This window comes from Solwaraspora sp. WMMD937 (assembly GCF_029581175.1).
Classification (GTDB): domain Bacteria; phylum Actinomycetota; class Actinomycetes; order Mycobacteriales; family Micromonosporaceae; genus Micromonospora_E.
In genome coordinates, this window is the sequence record NZ_CP120738.1 from 3,493,002 (window position 1) to 3,511,612 (window position 18,611).

General features: G+C 72.0%; 17 protein-coding genes. 11 read left to right on the forward strand and 6 right to left on the reverse strand.

Annotation, left to right across the window (positions count from 1 at the left end; genetic code table 11):
• Positions 1–2 precede the first annotated feature (2 nt).
• The gene (locus O7621_RS15295) at positions 3–2,165 is read left to right on the forward strand and encodes an EAL domain-containing protein (protein WP_282229899.1); all 2,163 of its coding nucleotides are present in this window, start codon (positions 3–5) and stop codon (positions 2,163–2,165) included.
• Here the strand turns inward: O7621_RS15295 and O7621_RS15300 are convergent.
• Complete coding sequence (locus O7621_RS15300) at positions 2,116–2,634, reverse strand: DUF309 domain-containing protein (RefSeq protein ID WP_282229900.1); 519 nt, start codon at positions 2,632–2,634, stop codon at positions 2,116–2,118. The genes O7621_RS15295 and O7621_RS15300 overlap by 50 nt on opposite strands.
• 35 nt (positions 2,635–2,669) lie before the next feature.
• Positions 2,670–3,638 (reverse strand): hypothetical protein, encoded by a 969-nt coding sequence (locus O7621_RS15305; RefSeq protein WP_282229901.1) that lies wholly within the window; start codon positions 3,636–3,638, stop codon positions 2,670–2,672.
• A 202-nt stretch (positions 3,639–3,840) separates the two neighbouring features.
• Here O7621_RS15305 and O7621_RS15310 point away from each other — a divergent pair, with 202 nt between their 5' ends.
• Together O7621_RS15310 and O7621_RS15315 are read left to right on the forward strand one after the other, a co-directional pair.
• Complete coding sequence (locus tag O7621_RS15310) at positions 3,841–4,167, forward strand: pyridoxamine 5'-phosphate oxidase family protein (RefSeq protein WP_282229902.1); 327 nt, start codon at positions 3,841–3,843, stop codon at positions 4,165–4,167.
• Between the two features lie 161 nt (positions 4,168–4,328).
• Positions 4,329–8,033, forward strand: coding sequence for a SpoIIE family protein phosphatase (locus O7621_RS15315; RefSeq protein WP_282229903.1), 3,705 nt, complete (start codon positions 4,329–4,331; stop codon positions 8,031–8,033).
• Here the strand turns inward: O7621_RS15315 and O7621_RS15320 are convergent.
• Positions 7,990–8,376 carry an STAS domain-containing protein gene (locus O7621_RS15320; protein ID WP_282229904.1) on the reverse strand — a complete coding sequence of 129 codons (387 nt, stop codon included), beginning with the start codon at positions 8,374–8,376 and terminating at the stop codon, positions 7,990–7,992. The two genes, O7621_RS15315 and O7621_RS15320, sit on opposite strands and share 44 nt — an antisense overlap.
• 128 nt (positions 8,377–8,504) lie before the next feature.
• On the opposite strand from O7621_RS15320, the gene map reads away from it, so the two are divergent.
• Complete coding sequence (map, locus tag O7621_RS15325) at positions 8,505–9,365, forward strand: type I methionyl aminopeptidase (RefSeq protein WP_282229905.1); 861 nt, start codon at positions 8,505–8,507, stop codon at positions 9,363–9,365.
• Here map and O7621_RS15330 read toward each other — a convergent pair.
• From O7621_RS15330 to O7621_RS15340, 3 genes are all read right to left on the reverse strand, one after another.
• A complete protein-coding gene (locus O7621_RS15330) occupies positions 9,352–9,879 on the reverse strand; it encodes a PadR family transcriptional regulator (protein ID WP_282229906.1) in 528 nt (175 codons plus the stop codon). The genes map and O7621_RS15330 overlap by 14 nt on opposite strands.
• Positions 9,880–10,009: 130 nt before the next feature.
• Positions 10,010–10,423 carry a ferritin-like domain-containing protein gene (locus O7621_RS15335; protein ID WP_282229907.1) on the reverse strand — a complete coding sequence of 138 codons (414 nt, stop codon included), beginning with the start codon at positions 10,421–10,423 and terminating at the stop codon, positions 10,010–10,012.
• 33 nt (positions 10,424–10,456) lie between these two features.
• Entirely contained in the window at positions 10,457–11,065 is a 609-nt protein-coding gene (locus O7621_RS15340; protein WP_282229908.1) for a hypothetical protein, read from the reverse strand.
• A gap of 307 nt (positions 11,066–11,372) precedes the next feature.
• On the opposite strand from O7621_RS15340, the gene rimP reads away from it, so the two are divergent.
• The 7 genes from rimP to O7621_RS15375 all read left to right on the forward strand — a co-directional run bounded on the left by rimP (position 11,373) and on the right by O7621_RS15375 (position 18,563).
• Positions 11,373–12,020 carry a ribosome maturation factor RimP gene (gene rimP / locus O7621_RS15345; protein WP_282229909.1) on the forward strand — a complete coding sequence of 216 codons (648 nt, stop codon included), beginning with the start codon at positions 11,373–11,375 and terminating at the stop codon, positions 12,018–12,020.
• Entirely contained in the window at positions 12,017–13,054 is a 1,038-nt protein-coding gene (gene nusA / locus O7621_RS15350; protein ID WP_282229910.1) for a transcription termination factor NusA, read from the forward strand. Before rimP ends, nusA begins: the two co-directional genes overlap by 4 nt.
• Before the next feature lie 42 nt (positions 13,055–13,096).
• Positions 13,097–13,396, forward strand: a complete 300-nt coding sequence (locus tag O7621_RS15355) for a YlxR family protein (RefSeq protein WP_278174420.1) — start codon at positions 13,097–13,099, stop codon at positions 13,394–13,396.
• 93 nt (positions 13,397–13,489) lie between these two features.
• Complete coding sequence (infB, locus tag O7621_RS15360) at positions 13,490–16,453, forward strand: translation initiation factor IF-2 (protein ID WP_282229911.1); 2,964 nt, start codon at positions 13,490–13,492, stop codon at positions 16,451–16,453.
• 151 nt (positions 16,454–16,604) lie between these two features.
• Entirely contained in the window at positions 16,605–16,898 is a 294-nt protein-coding gene (locus O7621_RS15365; protein WP_278167956.1) for a DUF503 domain-containing protein, read from the forward strand.
• Positions 16,899–16,998: 100 nt separating this feature from the next.
• Positions 16,999–17,532: a 30S ribosome-binding factor RbfA gene (rbfA, locus tag O7621_RS15370; RefSeq protein ID WP_282229912.1), complete on the forward strand. Its 534-nt coding sequence runs from the start codon at positions 16,999–17,001 to the stop codon at positions 17,530–17,532.
• The gene (locus O7621_RS15375; RefSeq protein ID WP_282229913.1) at positions 17,529–18,563 is read left to right on the forward strand and encodes a bifunctional oligoribonuclease/PAP phosphatase NrnA; all 1,035 of its coding nucleotides are present in this window, start codon (positions 17,529–17,531) and stop codon (positions 18,561–18,563) included. Before rbfA ends, O7621_RS15375 begins: the two co-directional genes overlap by 4 nt.
• Positions 18,564–18,611: the final 48 nt, after the last annotated feature.

Sequence of the window (18,611 nt, forward strand, 5' to 3'; positions counted from 1 at the left end):
CCATGGCGACGTCCGCGACGGGCGATGGCGGTGCCGATCCCGAGGGCGCGCGACGCTTCGCCCGGGACTGGGCGACCGCCGCCGCCGGGCTCGGCTATCTGCCGTTGAGCCACGCCGAGACCGCCGACATCCTGCACGGGCACACTCTGCGGCTGGCCGCGGCGGTGCTGGCCGGGACGTTCGACGGCCAGGCCGGCCGGGACGTCGGGCGCTGGCTGGTGGAGGGCCACCTGACCGAACCGGCCGTGCTGGGCTGGATCGTCCAGGCCCTCGGCCAGGGCTTCCTGCCGCTGGTGCTGCCGCAGCTGGCGACGTCGGCACCGGCCCGGGAACGGATCAGCCACCTGCAGGGCGGGCTCGCCGAGGAGTACGCCCGGGCATTGCGCAACCGGACCTTCGCACAGCAGTCCAGCATCCGGCAGGCGGCCTGGTCCGCCCGGGACGCGGCCGAGCAGGCGCTGCGGGACAGCGAAGTGCGGTTCCGGGCGGTCTTCACCGGCGCGGCGATCGGCATCGGGCTGGCCGACCTCGACGGGCGAATCATCGACGTCAATCAGGCGTTCGCCGACATGCTCGGCTACACCATCGCGGAACTGCGGGAAATCAACGTCGGGCAGCTGTTCCATCCGGACGACGCGCCCGGCATGTACCAGTTCTATCTTGAACTTATCGAGGGCAAGCACGACCGCGCCCGGGTGGAGAAGCGCTACTACCGCAAGGACGGCGCACCGATCTGGACGGACCTCGCGGTGTCGCTGATCCGCCACGACGACGGCCGACCCCGGTTCACCGTCGCGATGGTCGAGGACATCACCGACCGCTACGAGCTGCAGGAGCGGTTGCGTTTCCAGGCCGAGCACGACCCGCTGACCGGGCTGCCCAACCGGGTGCTCTTCTTCGACCGGCTCGCCCTGGCGCTGGCCGACCCGGCCGGTCAGGTCGGCGTCTGCTTCCTGGATCTCGACGGCTTCAAGTCGATCAACGACGGGCTCGGCCACGACGTCGGCGACCAACTGCTCGCCGTGGTGGCGCGGCGGCTCGCCGACAGCACCGCCGACTCCGGGCACCTGGTCGCCCGGATGGGCGGCGACGAGTTCGTGATCCTGGTGACCCGCTGCACCGGTACGCCGCAACTGGTCGGTGTCGCCCAGGCCGCCCTGGCCGCGCTGGCCGCTCCGGTCCAGGTCGAGGGGCACCAGCTGACCGTGTCGGCGAGCATCGGCGTCGTGGCGTCGTCGACGGCCGGCACGACCCCCACCGAGGTGATGAAGGCCGCCGATACGACGCTGTACTGGGCCAAGGCCGACGGGCGGGGCCGGTGGGCGGTCTTCGACCCGGTACGCGGCGCGCGTGACGTCACCCGCTCGGCGCTCGCCGCCGCGCTGCCGGCCGCGCTGGACCGTGGCGAGTTCGTCGTCGAGTACCAGCCGATCACCCGACTGTCCGACCGGACGGTGTCCGCCGTCGAGGCGCTGGTCCGTTGGCAGCATCCGCAGCTCGGCCGGCTCGGGCCGGACCGGTTCGTCACCCTCGCCGAGGAGACCGGGCTGATCGTCCGGCTCGGCCGGTGGGTGCTGGAACAGGCGTGCCGGCAGGCGAGCCGATGGCGGGCCGAGCACCCGCAGGCGCCGATCGTGGTCAGCGTCAACATCTCCGCCCGCCAGGTCAGTGATCCGCAGCTCGTCGGGGAGGTGGCCGGGGTACTCACCCGGACCGGTCTGCCACCGGAGCTGCTGCAGCTGGAGCTGACCGAGAGCGCGGTGATGGCCACCGGCGGCGAGCCGCTGCCGGCGCTGCGCAGGCTGGCCGGGCTCGGTGTGCGGTTGGCCATCGACGACTTCGGTACCGGCTACTCCAACCTCGCCTACCTGCGGCGGATGCCGATCCACGTGCTCAAACTCGCCGGCCCCTTCGTGGAAGGGATGCGGGTGGCCGGTCCGGAGGGCGACCGCGACGAGCGAATCGTCGACGCGCTGGTCCGGCTGGCACACGCGCTCAACCTGACGGTCACCGCCGAGGCGGTGGAGACCGGTGAACAGGCGGACCGGTTGGTGGCCCTCGGCTGCGACCAGGCCCAGGGCTGGCATTTCGGCCGCCCGGTGCCGGCCGGGGAGATCACCGAGCGGTTGTCGGGTGGCCCGGACCGACCCGCAACCGGACCGTGAGGTCGACGGCCGCGTCGTGGGCGAGCCGGTCGGCCGTGTCCCGGCCGAACCGCACCAGATCCGGCACGGGTACGCCGTACGGCCGCTGCCCGGCGTACGGTGCGATCCGATCCGCGGACCTGGCCAGCAGCCGCGCCGCGCCGGCCAGGTTGCCCCGCCGCGCGTGGGTGAGCCCGACCGCCAACTGCGCCAGCCCGCGCCAGAACTCACGCTCCACCGGCGGCGCCGCCTTCCAGGCCGACTCCAGCACCTCGTGGGCGTGGAACGGCCGGCCGGCGTCGAGCAGCCGCTGCGCCTCGTCGAGCGCCTCGTGCGGGGTGAGTGCCAGGTCGTCGGGCATGGTCGGTACGCCCGACGCGCCCGGCGGCAACGGCCGACCCAGCTCGTCGCGCGGCCGGGCGTTGCGTGGCCGACCCGCTGGGTCACGGTCCCGCTCTGGACGGTGGTCACCTGGCGACAGACGGGCCATCGGTCAACAGTAGTGCGGGCGACGGGGTCGGCAGGTCAGCGGGTGCCGGCGACGGGCAGTTCGCCGAATCTGGCGCCGCCTTCGCGTACCAAATCCGCTGACAGCCGGCCACCCCAGCGTGGATCGAGGACGACGGCGAGGGCCTCCTGGCCGGTCAAAGCCGTCGGTAGCGGAGTGCTCCGGGCCGGGCCACCGCGGCATCGGTCCAGATCCAGCCGGATCAGGGTGCCGTCGGTTCGGTGGTACCGCACCGAGCGGCCACCGAGGCAGGCGTCGGAGACATCATCGAAAATCACCGTGCCGCCATCGGCCAGTGGATAGCAGATCTGGCTGGCGGCGCAGCCCGCCGCCAGCGCGTCGTCCGGCAACTGGTCGGCCGACACCGAGAACCGGATCAGCAAGGGTCCGTCGCCCCGGTCCAGCTGGAGCTGCACGGCCACGCCAGCCGACCCGGCCGGGTCGCCCTTGGCGTACCCGCTGATTCGGCCGGCCGGCAGCAGCCGGGTGAGCAGTTCCAGCGCACCCTCTGCGGTGACCGGTGCGGTGTCGCCGATGGCGACCGGCGGGATGTCGAGGTCCCACACGGCGACCGGACAGTTGGCCACCTCGGTGGGCGCGGCCGGCAGCGCGGTGACCGTGGCCGTGCCGCCGTTGACGTCACATCCCGACCGGACCGTCGGCTCGCCGGGGGCCGGCGGCACAGGGGCGATGCTCGTCGCCTCGGCCGATTTCGCGTCGGGGGTGACCGATCCGGCCGGTGCCGCCGGCTGACCGACGCCCGGCACACCGACGTCGGGCGGTCCACCGCCCGGCACCGGCAGCCCGACCCCCACCAACGTCGGAACCAGCAGTACGGCACCCGTCGCCAGGGCGGCGGCGATACCGACGCCGACGGCCCGGCGGTTGCGGCGGCGCCGCCGCCCCAGGCGCACCGACTCGGCGACCAGATCCCCGATTGGTGGGGCCGGCCGCGCGGCCAGCTCCTGTTCCAGCAGTCGCCTCATCTCACCTGCCACGGTGACCGCCCTCTCCGGTGCCGCTGGCTATGTCCGCCGGCGCCGGTTCGGCGCCCGTACCCGGCATGACGTCCCGGCCGGGCGGTCCGGTGACAGACCGCGCCGGACCGCCTCCAGCCATCGGCGGTGCGCTATCGCCTCGAGCACACGCCACGTCAACGGCCGGTTCCGACGTGCGACGACTGGTGGCATGGGCAGACTGCACGTCGGGATCGACGGTCGGCTGCGCGAATTCATCGAAGCTCAACCGATGTTCTTCGTGGCCACCGCGCCCTCCGGCGGGGACGGGCACGTCAACGTGTCGCCCGAGGGGATGCGGGGCGCGTCCGCGGTGTTCGGTGAGCACCAGGTCGGGTACCTCGACCACCACGGCGGCGGTGTCGAAACTGTGGCACATCTGCTGGGCAACGGCCGTAACACGGTGACGTTCCGCGCCTTCGTCGGTCCGCCCCTGGTCGCGCCCGGTTGCACGGCGTCGCAACGCGGCCAGCATCGACGATCTGCCCGCCTTTCCTGACCGCCCAGTCGACCACACGTTACGTTCACGCGGCGCCGGGGTAGGAGGCGACCCACGCCGCACGACCGGGCCCGCCCCGGCCGGCGGACGTTGCGGGACTCCGCGAATGGACGCGGTGGCGGGGGCCGGGTGACGGGTTCGATGAGCGAGGGTGGCCAGCGATGACAGAGGGTGAGCGGCCGGTCGGCGCCCCGACGGTGCCGGTTCCGCGACCGGCCGTCCCCGCCTTGCTCGCCGCCGCCCTCGACCGGGCTGGCGAGACCAACCGGCTGATCCGGGAGCGTGACTGGAGCCGCAGCCCACTCGGCGCGCTGGACAGTTGGCCGGCCAGTCTGTGCCAGGCGGTCGGCATGATGCTCTCGTCGCAGGCCCAGATCGTGCTCTACTGGGGGCCGCAGCTGCGTGCCTTCTACAACGACGCCTACCTGCCCACCATCGGCGCGAAGCATCCGGCCGCCCTGGGTGAACCCGCCGCCGAGCACTGGTCGGAGCTGTGGGACGTGCTGGAGCCGCTGTTCGCCGGGGTGGTCGAGAGCGGGGCTGCCTACCGTGGCACCGACCATCCGTTCCTGCTCGAACGGCACGGCTTCCTCGAGCAGACCTACTTCGACGTCTCCTACGACCCGCTGTGGATCGAGGACGGCAGCGTAGGGGGTGTCTTCTGCATCGTCAGCGAGACCACCGGGCGGGTGCTCGGCGAGCGCCGGATCCGTACCCTGGCGGGGCTGGGCAGCCGGTTGTCCGACCTGCAGAGCCAGGCCGACCTGCGCCGTGGCGTACTGGAGGTGCTCGACACCTGCCGCGGCGACATCCCGTTCGCTCTGCTCTACCTCGGATCGGACGCGGACTCCGCACGGCTGGCCGGCTGCACCGGCGTCGCGGCGCAGACCGTCACCGCGCCGACGCAGCCGAGCCCGGGCGATGCCCCGTCCGCGCTGCTGGACGCCTTGCACAGCGGTACCGCGCAGACCGCCCGGGTGGCGGACTTCGTCGCCGTACCACCGGACACGGCGGCGCCGGAGGTGCTCGTCCTGCCGATCAGCGCGGCGACCGAACCGGTCGGTGCCCTCGTCCTCGGCCGCAGCCGGCACCTGCCGTTCACCAGTGACTACCGCGACTTCTTCGACCTGCTCACCACCCAGATCTCCAGTGCGGTGACCAGCCAGCGGGCCTATCTGCACGAGCGGGCCCGGGCCGCCGAACTCGCCGTGATCGACCAGGCCAAGACGGACTTCTTCGCCAACGTCAGTCACGAGTTCCGGACCCCGCTGACGTTGCTGCTCGGCCCGATCGAGGACCAGCTCGCCGATGCGGACCTGCCGGCGGCACACCGCGAGCGGGCCGAGATGATGCACCGCAACGCCCTGCGCCTGCTCAAGCTGGTCAACACCGTGCTGGATTTCTCCCGGCTGGAATCCGGTCGGGCGCGGGCGGCGCTGCAGCCGGTCGACCTGGCCGACTTGACGAACCGGTTGGCCAGCACGTTCCGGTCGGCTGCCCAGCGGGCCGGGCTGGACCTGGTCGTGCATTGCCCGCCGCTGTCCGGGACCGTGCAGGTGGACCCGGATCTGTGGGAGAAGATCGTCCTGAACCTGCTGTCCAACGCGGTGAAGTTCACCTTCGACGGCACCATCACCGTGCAGTTGCGGGCGCTCGACACGTCGGTCGAGCTCACCGTCGCCGACACCGGGGTCGGTATTCCCGCCGCTGACCTGCCGCACCTGTTCGAACGGTTTCATCGGGTAGCCGGCACCCGGGCCCGCAGCCACGAAGGCACCGGGATCGGGCTGGCGCTGGTCCGTGAACTCGTCCAACTGCACGGCGGGACCGTCACGGTCCGCAGCGAACCCGGTCAGGGCAGTGTCTTCACCGTCGAGATCCCGGTCGGAACCGGGCCGACCCCGCCAGCCGGCCAGGACTCTGAACGCCCAGCCGGGCGCGACGAGGTCGGCGACACGAGGCAGCTGTACCTGGCCGAGACGCAGCGGTGGAGCGTCGGGCCGGCGCGGGAGGTGATCGAGCAACCACGGGTCGACCAGCCCGTCGGACGGGTCCTGGTGGCCGACGACAACGCAGACCTGCGGGACCACGTGACCCGGTTGCTGGCACCGCACTGGCAGGTGGTCGCCGCGGCCGACGGTGCCGCGGCGCTGGCCCTCGCCACCCGTACCCCCTTCGATTTGATCCTGACCGACGTGATGATGCCGGAACTGGACGGTTTCGGCCTGGTCACGGCGTTGCGTGCGGACCGGCGGACCCGGCATGTGCCGATCGTCGTGCTCTCCGCCCGGGCCGGGCCTGAGGCCGCCGTGCAGGGCCTGTCCGCCGGTGCCGACGACTACCTGGTCAAGCCGTTCGCGGCGCAGGAACTCGTCGCCAGGGTGCGGGCCAACGTCGAACTGGGTCAGCTGCGCGGCCGGATCATCCACCAGCTGCGGGCGCTCGCCGACGCAGCCGTCGCGGTCAACACCGCGCAGACCACCAGCGAGGTGCTGCGGGTCGCGGTCGAGCACGTTCAGCAGCTGGTCCGGGCGTCGAAGGTGGTCGCCACCGCCCCGGGTGCCCGCTACGAGGCGGACGGTGGCGGCCAGCCCTGTGCCGACCCGGCGACGGTCACCCCGTTCATCGGTGCCGACGGGGAACGGCTGGGCGAGTTGTCGGTCTGGCCCTTCGACGGCGCCGGCGCCGCCCCGGACCCCGACGAGGCGGCGCTGGCGGAATTCGCCCGGATGGTCGGGCTGCGGCTGGGCAACGCCCGGCTGTACGAGGCGGAACACCGCATCGCCAGCACCCTGCAGCACAGCCTGCTGCCCCAGACGCTGCCCCGGGTGCCCGGCGCGCTGATCGCCAGCCGCTACCTGCCCGGCAACGCCGAGGCAGAGGTCGGCGGTGACTGGTACGACGTGGTGGAGGTCGGCGGAGGCAGGCTGGTCCTGGTGATCGGCGACGTGGTCGGCAAGGGTGTGAACGCGGCGGCCACCATGGGTCAGCTGCGCAATGCGCTGCGGGCGTACCTGCTGGAGGGGTTCTCGCCCGGTGACGCCCTCACCCGGCTGAACCGGCTGGTCACGACGATGGGCCGGCGCTCCCTCGCCACCGTGGTCTGTCTGTGGTTCGAACCGTCGAGCGGTGTGCTGCGCTACGCCAGCGCTGGCCATCCGCCACCGGTGGTGGCCGACGGCGCAACGGTGGAGCTGCTGCACGACCGGGCGCTCGGCCCACCGATCGGGGCGATCCGGGGCAGCCGCTACGACACGTCGACCGACCGGCTCGACGTCGGCAGCCGACTGATCTGCTACACGGACGGGCTGATCGAGGACCGCACCGTGGGCATCGACGCCGGTCTGGACCAGGTCCGGGCCGACGCCAGAGCCGGCGGTGACCACGTCGAGGAGCTCGCCGACCGGCTGCTGCGCCGGGTAGCCCGCCGGCCCCGTCGTGACGACGTCGCGGTGCTGGTGCTGGAGGCGACCGACCTGGACCGCCTCAGGATGCGGCTGCCGGCGCAGGCGCGGGCACTGGCGCTGCTGCGTCGACGGCTGGCGGACTTCTTTGCCGCACACCGGATCGGCGACACTGACCAGTTCGACCTGACCGTGGCGATCTCCGAGGCGGCGGCCAATGCGATCGAGCATCCGGTCACCCCCGCACAGCCGGACATCTGGCTCGAGGTCGGTATCGACGGGGACGACCTGGTCGCAAGCGTGCGGGACAGCGGCGGTTGGCGGGCGGCCTCCGACACCGGGTTCCGCGGTCGGGGACTGGCGTTGATCGCCGCCTTGGCCGAACTGCGGATCGACCGGGACGGGCAGGGCAGCGAGGTCACGTTGCGTCGTCGACTGGCTCCCCGACCGGATCCGGTCTGACCACCCGGGTCGGGCTGCCGGCCGGGGTCGCCTCGGCGGCCAGCCACGGCTGCCCGCCGAGGCCGGAGATCTCCAGGACCCGGCGGACCTGCCGGGACGGCAGCACCGTCAGCGCCTGTGGGTAGCGGTCGGTGAGCTGGAGCAGCGCGTGGATGGCCGCCGAATCGAAGAACGAGACCGTACGCAGATCGAGGGTCACCTTTCCGGCGTCCCCGTGGATCGCGGCCTGGTACATGTGCTCGGCGGTACCCATGTCCACCTCGCCGTTGACAGTGACGGTCAGGTGGTCACCGTCCAGGTCACTGGTGGCGGAGAAGAGCTGCTCCGGATCCTGCTGATCCACGAACGTAAAGATGGCACAACCGTGTGGATCCAGCAAGATTCGGCGGTAAACGGTCGGTCGCTCAGCGTGTTCGCGGTGGCTCGGTCGCCGGCCGGTCGGGTCGGCACCGACGGCGCTAGGCTGGACGCATGACCTCCGTCCGCGCTCCGCTGACCCCTGGAAAGATCTCGCCGTGGCGGCCGGTGCCGGCGCACATCACCCGTCCGGAGTACGTCGGACGCAAGCAGCCCGCGCCCTGGCGCGGCTCGCACGTCCAGCCCCCGGAGACGATCGAGCGGATGCGGGTGGCGGGTCGGCTCGCCGCCCGGGCCGTACAGCTCGCCGGTGAGCACTGCAAACCGGGGGTGACCACCGACGAGATCGACGCGGTGGTGCACGACTACCTCTGTGACAACGGCGCCTACCCGTCGACCCTGGGCTACAAGGGGTTCCCCAAATCCTGCTGCACCAGCCTCAACGAGGTCGTCTGCCATGGCATCCCCGACTCCACGGTGCTGGCCGACGGCGACATCGTCAACGTCGACGTGACCGCCTACATCGGCGGGGTGCACGGCGACACCGACGCGACCTTCTGCGTCGGCGAGGTTTCGCAGGAGGCCCAGCTGCTGGTCGAGCGGACCCATGAGGCGATGATGCGGGGCATCCGGGCGGTGGCCCCGGGACGGCAGATCAACGTGATCGGCCGGGTGATCGAGTCCTACGCCCGGCGGTTCGGCTACGGCGTGGTACGCGACTTCACCGGCCACGGCATCGGCGAGGCGTTCCACAGCGGGCTGTACGTTCCGCACTACGACAGTCCACGACCCACGGACGTGATGGAACCGGGGATGACGTTCACCGTCGAGCCGATGATCACGCTCGGCACGCACGAGTACGACATGTGGCGGGACGGCTGGACGGTGGTCACCAAGGACCGCCGGTGGACCGCCCAGTTCGAGCACACGATCGTGGTCACCGAGGACGGCTTCGAGATCCTCACCCTGCCCTGACCGGACCAGGGCCCAGCAGACTGGTCTCACAGTGGTCGAGCCAGCGGATCTCCGCCTCAGCCCGGAACAGCATCGCGTCGAGCACCAGCTGGCCGACGCGGTCGACGTCGACCGACCTCGCTCTGGCGCGGGTCAGCTCCCGTACCGCGTCCAGGGCTGCCGCCCGTTGCGCCGCGACCACCCCGCGGACGTCCGCCCCTGGCGTGCTCAGCGCGAGAGCGATCTTCACCGTCAGTTCGTCACGGCCTTGACCGACGCGGCCGACCGGGCTGCTGAACCAGGTGGCCAGCGCGGCCCGGCCGGCGGCGGTGATGGCGAACGGTCGCTGCCCGGCCGCGTTGCCCGCCAACGCACGCACCAGCCCGTCGCGTTCCAGCCTGGCGAGCGTGGTGTACACCTGTCCGATGTTGAGCGGCCACGCCCCACCGGTGGCCTCCTCGAAGGCCGCCCGGAGCTGGTACCCGTGCGTCGGGCCCCGGTCGAGCAGCGCGAGCAGTCCGTGGCGGATCGACATGCCAGCTGAGTATGCATACCGGGTAGGTGGGCGGCAACCGGGATCATGAATCGCAGTTCCGGTCACGCTTGCGTCGGGGACGGCCCGGCCAGGTCGCGCTTGCGTCGGGGACGGCCCGGCCAGGTCGCGTTCAGCCGGGCCGGCCCGGCCAGGTCGGCACAGCCGGTGTGACGCCGGCCGCCTGTCGCCAGCGGGTCGCGCGGACCGCGTACTCGATCAGGACGGTGAGCGCCGCCTCGCGGTCCGTGCCCGAGGTGACCGGCAGCATCGCCCGCCAGACGGCAGCGACCCGCTCCTCCACCTCGGCGGCCAGCCGCAGGGCGCTGGTCGCATCGGTGACCGGGAACGGCAGCTGATAGGCCGGTTCGACCGGCGGCGCGGCGGCACCGATCCGCAGGATCAGCTGGTCGCGCCGGTCCCGGTGGGCGGCCTCGGCGTCCCGGGCCCGGGCAGCGGCATCGCCGTCGAGCTGGACCCCGAGGACTCCGTAGGCAAAGATCGCCGCGTACTCGGCGGCGAGCGCCTGCTCCCATCCGTCAGTCACGGTCGGTGCTCCTTGCAATCCGGTGGTCCACGCTTAGCGGAGCACCTCGAGGTGGCAGGCGCGGGCTGCGGCGATCGAGCCCAGTAGCGCGGCCCGGTCGGCTGCCGCGGTGTGGCACGCCGCGGCGGCCTCGGCCGCGGCGGCCTCCTCTGCGGACCGCAACGCGGTGAGCGCGGCGGCAGGGTCGACTGGCGGGGCCGAGGTGCCGGTCCCCGGTGTGGCCGTGCCCGAGGGTACGGCGGAGCTCGGGGCGCTGGGCTGGCCGCCCGGGTCGGCGGTCGTCGTCGGGGCCGGTAGGGCGATCCCGGTCAGCCGGCTGAGCTCCTCGGCGTGCGTCCGGTGGGTGGCGACGATCGGGGCCAGCAGCGGGCCGAGCTCGGCTGTCGTGGTCATCGCGGCGTCGTACCGCGCCACCAGGTCCAGCGTGGCGGCGAGTAGTCCGGCGAGTGGATCCGGCTCCGGTGCGGGCTCCGGCTCACCGCCGAGCAGGCCGCATCCGGCGAGCCCGGCCGGGACGGCGACGGCGACCGCGGCACCGACGGCACCCCGGATCACTCCGCGTCGGCTGCAGCGGCCGGCCGCAGAAGTGGCCGGATGCGCGGTGCTGCCGATCGCCCGCCGGCCTGGTTGGTTCGCGAACACCGGACCAGTCAACACCATCGGCGCCGCAATCGGTCCGCGCCTCCCGGGGATCGGTCCGCGAGAACCTATCCGGAAAGTTCTGCAGGAGCGACTCTGTGTGGTCGTCGCTGTCCCGGTGGCTACCCGTGTCGGCTTGCGGTCGGGTGTCCAATTTCCCTCGGTGCGCCGGGGGGTCGATCGCCTCGGCCGCGCGTTACGCTCTGCCCAGTCGCGTCGGAGTAACATCCGACGGCACTGCTGGTGTCGCCTCGAGCGGCCAACGAACTCGAGCGGCCAACGAAGAAGATAACGGTGGAAGGGTGCGGAGATGACACAGCGTGACCGTGCCGGTGGCAGGTCACCCGGTTCCCGCGCCCACCGGGCCGCCACCCCACGGCCCCGTCCGGACGGCGCCCAACGGCCCCAGGCCGCAGCTGCGGCCCGGCGCGACCGGTTGCGGGCGATCGTCGAGCCGGTGGTCCGAGCGGCCGGCTTCGATCTGGAGGACGTCTCGGTCTCCCGGGTGGGTCGTCGACACCTGGTCCGGGTGATCGTCGACGCCGACGGCGGTGTCGGGCTCGACTCGGTGGCCGAGGTGTCCCGTGCGGTCTCGGCTGCCCTGGACGAGGCCGAGTCGGTGGCCGGTGCGGACCTGATCGTCGGCGAGTACCAGCTCGAGGTCAGCTCGCCCGGCGTGGACCGACCGCTGCGGTTGCCCCGGCACTGGCGCCGCAACGCCGGCCGGCTGGTGCGGGTGACTGCGGCCCAGCGCCCGGTGACCGGCCGGATCGTCACCGCTGACGACGAATCGGTGCAGTTGGACGTCGATGGTGGCGTCCAACGGTGGCCCTACGACGACCTCGGCCCCGGGCGGGTCCAGGTGGAGTTCAACCGCCTCGACGAGGTCGTCGACGACGACCCGGCGGATGTCGACGACCCGTCCGACGACGACGAAGTGGAGGACGAGGAGAGGTGAACATCGACCTCGCGGCGCTGCGCGCACTGGAGCGCGAGCGGGAGATCCCGTTCGACACGATTCTCGCGGCGATCGAGGCCGCGTTGCTGACCGCATACCGGCACACCGAGGGTGCACAGACCCATGCCCGGGTCGAGATCGACCGGCGCAGCGGGATGGCGCTGGTCTACGCCCAGGATCTCGACGCCGAGGGCACGGTGCTGCGCGAGTGGGACGACACACCGCATGATTTCGGGCGGATCGCCGCGATGACCGCCAAACAGGTGATTCTGCAGCGGCTGCGGGAAGCGACCGACGAAGTTCACTTCGGGGAGTACGCCGGGCGCGACGGTGACCTCGTCACCGGAGTGATCCAGGCCCATGAGGCCCGTACCGAGAAGGGGATCGTCACCGTCGACCTGGGCAAGCTGGAAGCGGTGCTGCCGGCCGCTGAGCAGGTGCCGGGCGAGACCTACCCGCACGGCCAGCGGATCCGGTGCGTGGTGGTGCACGTGGCCAAGGGGTTCCGAGGGCCGCAGATCACCCTTTCCCGGTCCCACCCCAATCTGGTCAAGCGGCTGTTCGCGCTGGAGGTCCCGGAGATCGCCGACGGCACCGTGGAGATCGCGGCGATCGCCCGGGAAGCGGGCCACCGGACCAAGATCGCGGTACGGTCGACCGCTTCCGGGGTCAACGCCAAGGGCGCCTGCATCGGTCCAATGGGCCAGCGGGTGCGGGCGGTGATGAGCGAACTGCACGGCGAGAAGATCGACATCATCGACTGGTCCGACGACCCGGCCGCCTTCGTGGGCAACGCGCTGTCGCCGGCGAAGGCGTTGCGGGTCGAGGTGGTCGACGCGGCCACCCGTACCGCCCGGGTGACGGTGCCGGACTTCCAGCTCTCGCTGGCCATCGGCAGGGAAGGGCAGAATGCCCGGCTTGCTGCCCGACTGACCGGCTGGCGGATCGACATCCGGCCGGACACCGAGGCCGGTTCCGCCGGTCGGGATCCGGCCCCGGAACCGGGCGGCGCGGTCTCTGGCGCGTCGGGGTAGACTTTTCTCGTGGTACGACGTGCGTTGCCGGTGCGCACCTGTGTGGGCTGCCGACGACGTGCACCGGTTCACGAGCTGCTACGGGTTGTCGTAGTTGGAGGCGAGGACGTGTCGCGCCTGCGACCTGATCCGATCCGTGGTCTGCCGGGGCGGGGTGCGCACCTGCATCCCGATCCGGCATGTCTGGAGCTGGCGCAGCGGCGTCGCGCCTTCGGGCGGGCGCTGCGAGTGTCCGGTGTCGTCGACACCGGCGAGCTGGCCGAGTACATCAGCACGTCAACCGCTACGTCCGGTCATCCGGCCGGACGAGGGTCGCACAGCAAGGTAGGACGACCGACATGAGCACACGATGAAGTCCCAGCAATGAGCAGGCTTCTAGTGCACGAGTGAGGTCGCTGCGGGTGCTGCCCGCACGACCTCGGAGTGAGGAGTGCAGTGGCAGGCAAGGCCCGCGTACACGAGCTCGCCAAGGAGCTCGGGGTCGAAAGCAAGACCGTTCTCGCCAAGCTCAAGGAGATGGGCGAGTTCGTGAAATCCGCGTCGAGCACGGTGGAAGCCCCCGTCGCCCGGCGCCTCCGTGGTGCGTTCGCGGCGGCGTCCCAGTCGTCGTCACCGTCGGCACCGGCCCGACCGGCCGCGTCGCCGACGAACAGCACCGAGCCGAGAGTCTCCGCCAAGCCGGCGCCACCGCGCCGGCCGGCGGCGCCGTCGTCGATGCGCCCCAAGGGTCCGGTGCCCGGTCCGCCGCCGTCGGCGGCCCCGGTGGCCAAGCCAGCGAGTGCGCACGACATCGAGGTGGCCGCCGCCGAAGCGCGGGCGGCAGCGCTCAAGGCCGAGCAGGAGGCCAACGTCAAGGCCGCTCAGCAGGCGGCGAAGCAGCGGGACACCGGCCGGCGGGAGCCCCCGGCGGACGGCGGTCCCCGACCCAAGCCTGGGCCGGGGTCGGTGCCGCCGCGTCCGGGTAGCCCGGCAGCCGGTCGCTCGGCCGGTGGTCGGCCGGCGACGCCCGGTGCGCCGTCGCCTGGGGCACCTGGTCGGCCGGGTGCCCGCCCGCCGGCGCGGGGCGGCAACAATCCGTTCGGCATCAGCCAGGGTGGCGGGCAACGACCCGCCGCCGGTGGCGGGCAGCGGCCCAACCCGGCGTCGATGCCACCGCGGCCGAGTCCGGCCTCGATGCCACCGCGGCCGAGTCCGGCCTCGATGCCGTCGCAACGCCCGGGTCGCCCGGGTGGTCCCGGCGGCGCAGGTCGCCCCGGTGGTCCCGGTGGCGGCGGCCGTGGTGGCGGCGGCGGTGGCGGCGGTTACCGTGGCGGTCCCGGTGGCGGCGGTGGCGGCGGTTACCGTGGCGGTCCCGGCGGCGGCGGTGGCGGTGGTTACCGTGGCGGTCCCGGTGGCGGCGGCGGCTTCCGTGGTGGTGCCCCTGCCGGCGGCGGGGGTCGGCCCGGTGGTGGCGGCCGTGGCCGTGGTGGCGGCACCGCAGGTGCCTTCGGGCGGCCGGGTGGGCGCCCGACCAGGGGCCGCAAGTCCAAGAAGCAGCGCAGACAGGAATTCGACAACCTCTCCGCGCCGACGATGAGTTCCGGCGCGCCGCGCGGCCAGGGCCAGGCGGTACGGCTGTCGCGTGGGGCGTCGCTGTCGGACTTCGCTGACAAGATCAACGCCAATCCGGGGTCGCTGGTCCAGGAGATGTTCAACCTGGGCGAGATGGTCACCGCCACCCAGTCCTGCTCGGACGAGACGTTGCAGTTGCTGGGTGAGCACCTCGGGTTCAACGTACAGATCGTCAGCCCGGAGGATGAGGACCGCGAACTGCTCGCGCAGTTCAACATCGACCTCGACGCCGAGGTGGACTCCGACCGGCTGGTCACTCGCCCGCCGGTGGTGACCGTCATGGGTCACGTCGACCACGGTAAGACCAAGCTGCTCGACGCGATCCGGCAGACCAACCTGGTCGAGGGCGAGGCCGGCGGCATCACCCAGCACATCGGTGCCTACCAGGTGCACGTGCCGCACGACGGGGTGGACCGCGCGTTGACCTTCATCGACACCCCGGGTCACGAGGCGTTCACCGCCATGCGTGCCCGTGGTGCGCAGGTCACCGACATCGTGGTGCTGGTGGTCGCGGCCGACGATGGAGTCATGCCGCAGACCATCGAGGCGCTGAACCACGCCAAGGCGGCCGACGTGCCGATCGTGGTCGCGGTCAACAAGATCGACAAGCCGGAGGCCAACCCGGACAAGGTTCGCCAGCAGTTGACCGAGTACGGTCTGGTCGCCGAGGAGTACGGCGGCGAGACCATGTTCGTCAACGTGGCGGCCAAGCCCGGCACCGGCATCGATCAACTGCTGGAGGCGGTGCTGCTGACCGCCGACGCGGCGCTCGAGCTCACCGCTCCGGTCGACGGCCCGGCGCAGGGCATCGCGATCGAGGCGCACCTGGACAAGGGCCGGGGTGCGGTGGCGACCGTACTGGTGCAGAAGGGCACCCTGCGTACCGGCGACTCGATCGTGGCGGGCGGCGCGCATGGCCGGGTCCGGGCCATGCTCGACGAGAACGGCAAGCAGGTCGCCGAGGCGGGCCCGGCCCGACCGGTGCTGGTGCTCGGCCTCACTGCGGTTCCCAGCGCCGGCGACACCTTCCTCGCCGCGCAGGACGACCGGACGGTGCGGCAGATCGCCGAGCAGCGGCAGGCCCGACGGCGGGCGGCGAGCTTCGCCAACTCGCGCGGCCGGGCCACCCTGGAGACGCTCATGGAGCAGATCAAGGAGGGCGAGAAGACCTCGCTCAACCTGATCCTCAAGGGCGATGTCTCCGGCTCGGTCGAGGCGTTGGAGGACGCGCTGTTCAAGCTCGACATCCCGGACGAGGTCCAGCTGCGGATCCTGGACCGGGGTGTGGGTGCGATCACCGAGAGCAACGTGATGCTCGCGAGCGCGTCCGCCGAGGCGGCGACGATCATCGGCTTCAACGTCCGGGCCTCCAACAAGGTCCGGGAGATCGCCGACCGCGAAGGCGTGGAGATCCGGTACTACACCGTCATCTACCAGGCCATCGAGGAAATCGACGCGGCGCTCAAGGGCCTGCTCAAGCCGGAGTTCGAGGAGGTCGAGCTGGGCAGCGCGGAGATCCGCGACGTGTTCCGCTCGTCCAAGATCGGCAACATCGCCGGCTGCATGGTCCGGTCGGGCATCATCCGACGCAACGCCAAGGCCCGGTTGCTGCGCGACGGCGCGGTGGTGGCGGACAACGTCACCATCAGCTCGCTCAAGCGCTTCAAGGACGACGCGACCGAGGTCCGGGAGGGCTTCGAATGCGGTCTGACCCTGGGGAACTACAACAACATCCAGGTGGGCGACATCATCGAGACCTTCGAGATGCGGGAGAAGGTACGTACCTGATCCGCGCGGTGTAGGACTCGCAGTACGCCGACAGGCGGCCGCGACCGGTGCAGCTCACCGGTTGCCGGCCGCCTGTCGGCGTGGGGTGCCGCCTGCCGGCCGGCGTCGGGTGCCGGCCGAGTCCGCCGGTCACCGCGTATCCTTCGGGACGATGTTCACCGGAACCGCCACCTTCGACATGCTGCTGCCGGGCGACTCCCAGTCGCTGAAGGCGAAACGCTCCTACGTACGCCCGATCGTCGCCGCGCTGCGCCGATTCGAGGTCTCCGCCGCCGAGGTCGGGGCGCTCGACCGGCACGGCCGGGCGGAGATCGCGGTGGCCGTGGTCGCGGCCGACGCGGCGCACGTACGTGAAGTGCTGGACAACTGTGAACGGACGGTGGCCGGTCGGCCCGAGATCGAGCTGCTCTCCGTCCGGCGCCGGCTCTACGGTGCCGACGACTGATCTACGACACCGACCGGCCCGGCACGCAGGCGCACCGACCGGTCCGGCGTACGGCGCACAGGTAGGGTCGACACGTTGACCGGACACCGCGGAGGTAGAGATGACGGACCCGGCGCGGGTGCGCAGGCACGCGGAGCGCGTGCGCGAGCTGGTGGCTTCGGTGGTGCGTACCCAGATCAAGGACCCCAGACTCGGCATGATCACCATCACCGACGCGCGGATTACCGCTGATCTGCGCGACGCGACGGTCTTCTACACGGTCCTCGGTGACGCCGCCGCCCAGGCCGGCACCAAGGCGGCGTTGGACAGTGCGAACGGGCTGCTGCGCAGCACGGTCGGCAAGGCGCTCGGGCTGCGCCACTCACCGACGCTCACCTTCGTCCTCGACAACGTGCAGGAGCACGCCAAACACATCGACGATCTGCTCGCCGCCGCCCGCAGCGCCGACGCCGAGGTGCAGCGGCTGGCAGCGAACGCCGAGTACGCCGGTGACGCCCAGCCCTACCGGGCCGAGTCGGACGACGACGAGGACGCAGCGGACGACGAGGACCCGGTGGAGGGGGCCCCGAAGGGCGCGGCGACCGCCGAGGCAGCCGGGTCCGGCCAGCCCCATCCGGACGGGCGACCTCGATGATCAGCGTTCCGTCCCCGGTCGGCCCGGTCGCCGACCAGCCGACCGGGCCGACCGGGGACGAGTGGGCGGCCGCGGTCGCCGCGGTCCGTGCGGTCCCGCCCGGCGGGAGGGTCCTGCTGCTGTGCCACGTCAATCCCGACGGTGACGCGCTCGGCAGCATGCTCGGCTTCGGGCTGGGCCTGACCCGGCTCGGCGGCTGCGCGGTGCAGGCCGCGTTTCCCGGCAATCAGGAGCTGCCGCCGTCCCTGCGCGGAATGCCCGGCTCCCACCTGCTGGTTCAGCCGGACGAGGCGTGGGCCGATCCGGATCTGGCGCTCTGCTTCGACGTCGCGAGCGCGTCCCGGCTGGGCACCCTCGCCGATCGCATGACGGCCCGGACGGCGATCGTGGTCGACCATCATGCCTCCAACACCCGGTTCGGGGGTATCCATCTCGTGGACCCGACCGCGGCGGCCACCTCGGTGGTGGTCGACCAGTTGCTCGGCCGGCTCGGCGTACCGCTGGACCGCGACATCGCCGAGTGCCTCTACATTGCGCTGGTCACCGACACCGGTTCGTTCCGGTTCGACATGACCACCCCGGCGGTGCACCAGTTCGCCGCCCGGTTGCTGGCCACCGGCATCAGCCCGGCCGAGGTCTCCCGGCGGGTCTTCGACAGCCGACCCTTCGGGGCGGTCCAGCTCTTCGGCGCGGTGCTGCAACGGAGCGTCCTGGAGCCGGCGGCAGCCGGCGGCCAGGGTCTTGTCTGGACTTATGCCACCCTGGCCGATCTGGAACGTTTCGACCAGCCGCCGTACGTGCTTGAGGCGTTGATCGACTCGGTCCGGTGCACGGTCGAGGCGGACGTGAGCTGCGTGCTCAAGCAGGTGACCGAGACCGGCTGGGCGGTCTCGATGCGCAGCAAGGGCGGCGTCGACGTGAGTGCGGTGGCGGTGGCGCTCGGCGGTGGTGGGCATCGGCTCGCCGCCGGCTTCACCGGCGTCGGCAGTGCCGACGAGGTCATCGCCGCCATCCGCGCCCAGCTTGGCTGAGTGACCTCGACGCTGACCCGGGCGCGGGCCGGCGTCCACGGATGCCGG